The sequence below is a fragment of the uncultured Jatrophihabitans sp. genome, from assembly GCF_964252635.1.
Classification (GTDB): domain Bacteria; phylum Actinomycetota; class Actinomycetes; order Mycobacteriales; family Jatrophihabitantaceae; genus Jatrophihabitans.
In genome coordinates this window covers 7903-15304 of the sequence record NZ_CAXUNP010000063.1, presented here as the reverse complement: position 1 = coordinate 15304, position 7402 = coordinate 7903, and the positions used below count along the sequence as shown (strand labels likewise).

Annotated in this window: 4 protein-coding genes and 1 pseudogene; 1 reads left to right on the top strand and 4 read right to left on the bottom strand. The window is 71.5% G+C overall.

The genetic code is table 11. The features are described from left to right. The 3 genes and pseudogenes from ACFFCA_RS18670 to ACFFCA_RS18660 all read right to left on the bottom strand — a co-directional run. Nucleotides 1-904 (bottom strand): annotated as a pseudogene (locus tag ACFFCA_RS18670) (vitamin B12-dependent ribonucleotide reductase); the annotation flags it as partial. A gap of 75 nt (nt 905-979) precedes the next feature. After that, nucleotides 980-1474 (bottom strand): transcriptional regulator NrdR, encoded by a 495-nt coding sequence (nrdR, locus tag ACFFCA_RS18665; protein WP_375487578.1) that lies wholly within the window; start codon nt 1472-1474, stop codon nt 980-982. A gap of 228 nt (nt 1475-1702) precedes the next feature. Beyond that, nucleotides 1703-2185, bottom strand: a complete 483-nt coding sequence (locus ACFFCA_RS18660; protein ID WP_375487576.1) for a LysM peptidoglycan-binding domain-containing protein — start codon at nt 2183-2185, stop codon at nt 1703-1705. A gap of 253 nt (nt 2186-2438) precedes the next feature. Here ACFFCA_RS18660 and lexA point away from each other — a divergent pair, with 253 nt between their 5' ends. Beyond that, on the top strand, nt 2439-3269 hold the full coding sequence (gene lexA, locus ACFFCA_RS18655; RefSeq protein WP_375487574.1) for a transcriptional repressor LexA: 831 nt from the start codon (nt 2439-2441) through the stop codon (nt 3267-3269). 9 nt (nt 3270-3278) lie between these two features. Here lexA and eccCa read toward each other — a convergent pair whose 3' ends face one another. Continuing rightward, nucleotides 3279-7247 (bottom strand): type VII secretion protein EccCa, encoded by a 3969-nt coding sequence (gene eccCa, locus ACFFCA_RS18650; RefSeq protein ID WP_375487572.1) that lies wholly within the window; start codon nt 7245-7247, stop codon nt 3279-3281. Between the last annotated feature and the right edge of the window lie 155 nt (nt 7248-7402).

Genomic DNA, 7402 nt, shown 5'->3' with positions numbered 1-7402 from the left:
CGTCGCTGACGCGGACGGAGTTGTTGGCGTTCTGGTACTGCACCGAGGTGATGTCGGAGCCACCGAGGTCCATGTCGTAGCCGGCGTCGCGCAGGACACGGATCTTGTCCTCCTCGCGCGCCTTGGTCGACACGAACTCCTCGATGTCGGGGTGGTCGATGTCGAGGACGACCATCTTCGCGGCGCGGCGGGTGGCGCCGCCGGACTTGATGGTGCCGGCCGAGGCGTCGGCGCCGCGCATGAAGCTGACCGGGCCCGAGGCCGTGCCGCCCGAGGACAGCAGCTCCTTGGACGAGCGGATGCGGGAGAGGTTGAGCCCGGCACCCGAGCCGCCCTTGAAGATCAGGCCCTCCTCGCGGTACCAGTTGAGGATCGAGTCCATGGTGTCGTCGACGGCCAGGATGAAGCAGGCGCTGACCTGCTGCGGCGACGTGGTGCCGACGTTGAACCAGACGGGCGAGTTGAAGCTGAACACCTGGTGCAGCAGCATCCAGGTGAGCTCGTGCTCGAAGATCTCGGCGTCCGCGGCGGAGGCGAAGTAGCCGTTCAGCTCGCCGGCCTCGCGGTACTTGTGCACGACCCGGTCGATGAGCTGACGCAGCGACCACTCGCGGGCGTCGGAACCGACCGCGCCACGGAAGTACTTGGTGGTGACGATGTTGGCGGCGTTGACCGACCAGAAGTCGGGGAACTCGACGCCGCGCTGCTCGAAGTTGATCGACCCGTCGCGCCAGTTGGTCATGACGACGTCGCGGCGCTCCCAGCTCACCTCGGCATAGGGGTGCACGCCGTCGGTGGTGTACACGCGCTCGACCCGCAGGCCGTACTTCGAATAGACCGGCGTGCCCGGCGACTCGGTGTCGTCGGATCCGGAGTCGGGGCGGGTCAGGTCGGCCTGGGTCATGCGGGTGTCCTTCCGGGACGCTGGGCGCGGGGAGCGTTGGGTCACTGGCTGCGGTGGATCACTGGCTGCGGTGGGTCAGGGGTTGGAGCTGTCGGCATCGCCGGGCTCGACCTGGGCGGGCGGGCCGGCGCGGTGTCGAAGGTCGACGATCGCCTTCTCGAAGTCGGCCGCTGAGGTGAAGGCCTGGTAGACGCTGGCGAAGCGCAGGTAGGCGACCTCGTCGAGTTCGCGCAGCGGGCCCAGGATGGCCAGACCGACCTCGTCGCTGTTCACCTCGGCCACCCCGGTGGCCCGGACGGCTTCCTCGACGGCCTGCGCGAGCTGCGCGAGGTCGTCCTCGTCGACGGGGCGGCCCTGGCAGGCACGCCGGACACCGCTGACGACCTTGGCGCGGGTGAACGGCTCGGTGACGCCGCTGCGCTTGATGACCGCCAGCGTCGCCTCCTCCAGCGTGGTGAAACGCCGGCCGCACTCGGGGCAGGAGCGACGCCGCCGGATGACCTGGCCCTCGTCCTGCTCACGGGAGTCGACGACCCGCGAGTCGGGGTGACGGCAGTACGGACACCGCATGCGCACGCTCCTGACTCGCGGCCGGACCCGTTTCGACGCCGCCCTGTGGACGAGGCTGTCGAGAACCTGGGGACCGAGCTGTGGACCGGGGCGCTCTTCTGTGGACGAGCAACCCCAACTTGTGGACAAACAACAACCATGTAACTACTACATCTAGGGGTTGAACCGTAGAGCGGCCGCGTCTGTTCCGCAAGGGCCGAAAGCGGCGCGTCGCGAAAGAGCGAGGCGTCAGCGCACGCGCAGCACCTGACCGGGGACGAGGTCGGGGTCGGCGAGGTGGTTGAGCCGGCGCAACTGGGCCACCTCGGCCCGCGGGTCACGCTGCGGCGCGACCCGGTTGGCCACGGCCCACAACGTGTCCCCGGCGCGCACCGTGACCGTCGCCGGACCCGCGGCAACCGCTCCGGAGGCCGACGCGTCCGGGGCGGAGGCGGCGGCCGCCCAGACGAGCACGGCCGCCAATGCGGACGTCAGCAGCGCGAGCACGAGGACGCCGCGACGGGTCAGCCGCAGCGGCAGGGCGGCGCCGGACGGTGCGTGCAGCACCGAGACCGACGCCCCGGCCACCGGCCGGGGTGATTCCTCCACGCGTGCGTGCAGCGCCTCGCCGGGTACGCGAGGGACCACGTGCAACCGCGCGCGGGGGGACTGCGCCGGCCGCTCGTCGGGCAGCGGGGCGAGCAGCGTTTCGAGGTCGTAGGCAACGGACATGACTGGCTCCCGAAGTAGGCGAGCCGGGCGGCTCGCATCGAACAGGCATTCGATAGAACGTCTGAGCGAATGTTTACCAGCGGGGTCCGACAATAACCACGTCCGACGGCGTGTCGTTCGAACAGATGTTTGAGTTCGAGGCGCGTCGCGGCTAGCGTCTGCGGTGCTCGGAACGGCACGAACACCGGCACGGAGCACCAGTACGGACACGACACGAACACCGGCATCAGAACGAACAGAGACCGGCACAACCATGCATCGGAGGCCCACCGTGGCACAGGACAAGAGCGCGACGCGCCGCCCGGCGACGGTCGCGGCGAGCCGCACGGCCGCGAACGCCCGGGGAGAGTCGGACGCCCCGGGAGAGTCGGTCAAGCGCCGCCCCGGACGCCCGAAGGTCACCGAGCTGCCCGACCCGGTCACCGGCCTCACCCGGCGCCAGCAGGCCATCCTCGACGTCATCCGCGACTCGGTCGAGCGGCGTGGTTACCCGCCGAGCATCCGCGAGATCTGCGAGTCGGCCGGGTTGGCCTCGACCTCCAGCGTGGCCCACCAGCTGGCGATGCTCGAGCGCAAGGGCTTCCTGCGGCGCGACCCGAACCGCCCCCGTGCCGTCGACGTGCGCGGGCCGGAAGGCGGCGGCGCGGTGGCCAAGAGCAAGGCCGCCCGCCGTGCCGTCGCCGTCAGCGACGACGCCCCCCGCGGTGAGACGCCCGTCTTCGTGCCCATGGTGGGACGCATCGCCGCCGGCGGCCCGATCCTCGCCGAGCAGATGATCGAGGACGTCTACCCGCTGCCCAAGTCCCTGGTCGGTGACGGCACGCTGTTCATGCTCAAGGTGGTGGGCGACTCGATGGTCGACGCGGCCATCGCCGACGGCGACTGGGTCGTCGTGCGCCAGCAGGAGGACGCCGAGAACGGTCAGATCATCGCCGCGATGATCGACGGCGAGGCCACCGTCAAGACCCTGCAGCGTCGCGACGGCAAGGCCTGGCTGCTCCCCCACAACCCGGCCTTCTCGCCCATCGACGGCGACGACGCCACCATCCTCGGTCGCGTGGTGTCCGTCCTGCGCAAGGTGTAGCCGCCCGGCTCAACCGCCGTCCGTGGCCCGCGCGGTCTGCACCAGCACCGAGCCCAGCCGGCGGTGCACCAGCCGACCCCGGCCCGGCGGCAGGGGCTCCATCTTCACCGAGCCCAGCACCGCGCCCTCGTCCTTGCTCCCCGACAGCAGGATCCCGGGCGTGCCCATGTCGCGCAGGTTGCGCATCACCGTCTCGTACATGCCCTGACCCGACCCGCCGGCCGACCGGGCCACGATCACGTGCAGGCCGATGTCCCGGGCCTGCGGCAGGAACTCGGTGATGGCCGGCATCTGGTTGCCGGCGCTGGAGGCGATGAGGTCGTAGTCGTCGAGCAGGACGAACAGCCGTGGGCCGCTCCAGGTGGGCACCTCACCCACGGCAGGGTCGACCTGGATGCCGGACAGCCGGTCGCGCAACGCCGAGATGATGTTGCCGACGACGTCGGGTGCGTTCACCGAGTTCATGACGTAGCCGATCTGGTGCGGCGTGGTGACCGCGCCCAGCATGCCGCGCCGGAAGTCGAAGGTGATGATCTTGGCCTCGTCCGGGGACCACCGGGTCGTGATCCCGCGGGCGATGGTGCGCAGCAGGTTCGACTTCCCGGACTCGACGTCGCCGATGACGATGAAGTGCGGTTCGGCGTCGAAGTCCACGAGCACCGGCGAGAGCGTGTCCTCGTCGACGCCGATGGGCAGCGCCGCGCCGTCGGCCGGGATCGGCGGCAGGTCGCGGTAGGGCAGCTCGCGGGGCAGCAGCCGCACCGGGGGCGCCACCGGCCCCCGCCATGCCTGCTGCACCTGCGTCACCAGCGCGCCGACACCGTCGACCAGGTCCTCGACGGTGCTGGCGCCGTCGATGCGCGGCAACGCGGACAGGAAGTGCAACTTGTGCGGGCTGATCCCGCGCCCCGGGGACCCCTCGGGCACGTCCTTGGCGATCTTGCGGTCGAACTCGGACTCGGTCGGGTCGCCGAGACGCAGTTCGAGTCGGTTGCTGATCAGGTCGCGCAGCGACGGCCGCAGTTCCATCCAGCGCTGGATGGAGACGACGACGTGGACGCCGTACCCGAGCCCGCGCGAGGCGATCTGGGTGATCGCGGTCTCCAGCGCCTCGTAGTCGGTGCGCAGCGTCCCCCACCCGTCGACGACGAGGAAGACGTCGCCGAAGCCGTCGCGCGGCACGCTGCCGTTCGCCGCGAGCCGCCGGTAGGACGCCATCGAGTCGATGCGGTGCGCGGTGAACAGCTCCTCGCGCTGCGCGAGCAGGGCGTTGATCTCGGCGATGGTGCGCCGGAGGCGTTCGGGCTCCAGCCGGGTCGCCACCGACCCCACGTGCGGCAGGTCGGACAGCCCCGTGAGCGTGCCGCCGCCGAAGTCCAGGCAGTAGAACTGCGCCTGCTCGGGCGTGTGCGTCAGCGCCATGCCGGCGATCAGCGAGCGCAGGACCGTGCTCTTGCCGCTCTGCGGGCGGCCGACCACCACGAAGTGCGAGCTCGCCAGGTTGACCCAGTAAGGGTCGCGGCGCTGGTCGAAGGGGCGGTCGATGAGCCCGATCGGCGCCGACAGTGCCGGCGGGGCGTCGGGTCCGGAGGGGCGCAGGCCCAGCTCCGTCTCGACCAACGGCGGGAGCAGCTCGTCCAGGGTCGGCGGTACGTCCAGCGGCAGCAGCCACACCTTGCGGGCCGGCAGGCCCACGCCCTCCAGACGCTCGACGAGGATGTCGAGCATGGTCTCGCCGGGCGCGGCCGCGGCGAGCGGATCCGGGCCCTCGTCGACCTCGGGTTCCGGCTCCGGCTCCCGCGAGACGATCTCCTCGATCTGGTACGGCAGCACCTGGTGCCGCGACCAGCCGTCGCTGATGTCGGGACCGGACCGCGACGAGCGCACGTAGGCACCGGACACGTACGCAGCCTTGAACCGCACGAGGCCCTCGGTGGCCTCCTTGAGGTAGCCGTTGCCCGGCGCACTCGGCAGCTCGTAGGCGTCCGGCACGCCGAGCACGACCCGCGACTCGATGGCCGAGAACGTGCGCAGGCCCACCCGGTAGGACAGGTGGGTGTCCAGGCCCCGCAACTTGCCCTCCTCGAGGCGCTGCGAGGCCAGCAGCAGGTGTACGCCCAGCGAGCGGCCGAGTCGGCCGATCATGACGAACAGGTCGATGAAGTCCGGCTTGGCCGACAGCAGCTCGCTGAACTCGTCGACCACGATGAACAACGACGGCATCGGCTCCAGCGGTGTGCCCTGCTCGCGGGCCCGCTCGTAGTCGCGCAGGGACGCGTAGTTGCCCGCCGCCCGCAACGCCTCCTGGCGCCGCACCATCTCCCCCGCGATGGCGTCCTTCATGCGGTCGACGAGGATCAGCTCGTCCTCGAGGTTGGTGATGATCGCAGACGTGTGCGGCAGCACGTCGAGGCTGGCGAAGGTGGCGCCGCCCTTGAAGTCGACGAGCACGAAGTTCAGCGTCTCGGAGGAGTGCGTGAGGGCCAGACCCAGCACCAGCGTGCGCAGCAGCTCGGACTTCCCGGAGCCGGTGGCGCCGATGACCAGGCCGTGCGGGCCCATCCCGCCCTGCGCGGACTCCTTGATGTCCAGCTCGACCGGCTGACCGTTCGGGCCGAGCCCGATCGGCACCCGCAACCGGTCGCGCGGCGCGCGTGCACGCCACGTCAGCGACGGGTCGACGTCGCGCGGGTCGCCGATGCGCAGCAGGTCGGGCAGGCTGAGGTCGACGGCCAGCGCATCGGCCGGTTCGGCGGTGGCCGCGGAGATGCGTTTCGCGCTCATCCGCCGGGCCAGGGCCTCGGCCTCGACCACGCTGAGCCGGTCCGGTGTGCCCAGCGCCGTGCGCTGGTCGCGGCCGTTCGCGTCGCGGCGGGCCAGCGTCATCTCGTTCGGCGACACCTCGAGCCGGGCCACGCCCGGGCCGAACTCGGGGCCCGTGGCGTCGGACAGGTCCAGGACGGTGACGCCGTTGACGAGGCTCTCGGACAGCTGCGCCTCGGACGGCACCCGGCCGCCGTCGACGACGACCACGACGTGCGGGCCCTCGGAGGCAGCGCCCACCCCGAAGCGTGCGCGGCTCGTCAGGGTCTCGCCGAACTGGTCCTCGAGGGCCAGCAGGTCCTCACCGATCAGGCGGGCCTGGCCGACGGCGTCGAAGTCGACCGGGCTGAGCGCGTGCGGCGCCCATTTCAGCCACTCCCACTGCGGACGGGCGTCGTTGCCCGCGCACACCGCGACGACGACGTCGTCCGGGCTGTGGTAGGCCAGCAGCTGGGCGACCATGGCCCGGACCAGCGCGCGGGAGGCCGACCGCGACCCGCTGAACGCGAGACGGCCGAACGACGTCAGGGCCAGGGCGACCGGCAGGTCGGGCACCGACCCGTGGGTGCGGACGAAGCGTCGCAGCGCCGCCGCGGAGATCGGCTCCAGGTCCTCGATCGGCTTGGTCTCGGGGACGACGAGGCTGACCGCGAGCCGTTGCGGCCCGCGGCCGACCCGCGCGGTGAGGAAGTCGTCGTCGCCGGGTCGCCGTTCCCACAGTCGCGATCCGACGGCGATGCACCACAGGGTGTCGGGTTCGGGGTGGTGCCAGAGGCGTGCCACCCGCTGCTGCTCGGCGGCACTGCGCACCCGGCGCCGCACCTGCTCCAGGTAGCGCTGGTAGTCGCGACGGTCGCCGTCCAGGCGGCGACGCTTCTCCCCCGAGCTCCGTCCGACGCTGCCGGCGGCCATGCCCACCATCGACAGGCCCATCATGCCGCTGGCGAGGTAGGTCACCGGCGACCCGCCGCCGCCGCTGACGAACAGACCGGTCGCGCCCGCGCCGGCCAGCATGGGCAGCATCGTCAGCGCTTGGCCCGCTCCGCCGCCGGCGACGGTCTCCGGCAGCTCGGGTGGCGACTCGAGGACGATCTCGCCACGTGGCTCGGCGGGCGCGCGCCGACGGGTCGGACGGCGGAACAGCTCGGTCCCCAACGCATCCTCCGTTAGCCTCTAGCCCACACCGCAGCCCGGTGGTCCGCAAGATCGTAGCCACGAAGGAGGCACGCTTGCGGAGCAAGCGGAGCGAACCAGTGATGCCGGGGCTCTGCCGGCCGAACGGAGTGAGGTCGTGAGCGACGCTAGCGGAG

What these genes read in the sequence shown, in the direction of transcription:
- nrdR (WP_375487578.1), bottom strand. Translation starts at nt 1,474, where the DNA reads ATGCGGTGTCCGTACTGCCGTCACCCCGACTCGCGGGTCGTCGACTCC.
- ACFFCA_RS18660 (WP_375487576.1), bottom strand. Translation starts at nt 2,185, where the DNA reads ATGTCCGTTGCCTACGACCTCGAAACGCTGCTCGCCCCGCTGCCCGAC.
- lexA (WP_375487574.1), top strand. Translation starts at nt 2,439, where the DNA reads ATGCATCGGAGGCCCACCGTGGCACAGGACAAGAGCGCGACGCGCCGC.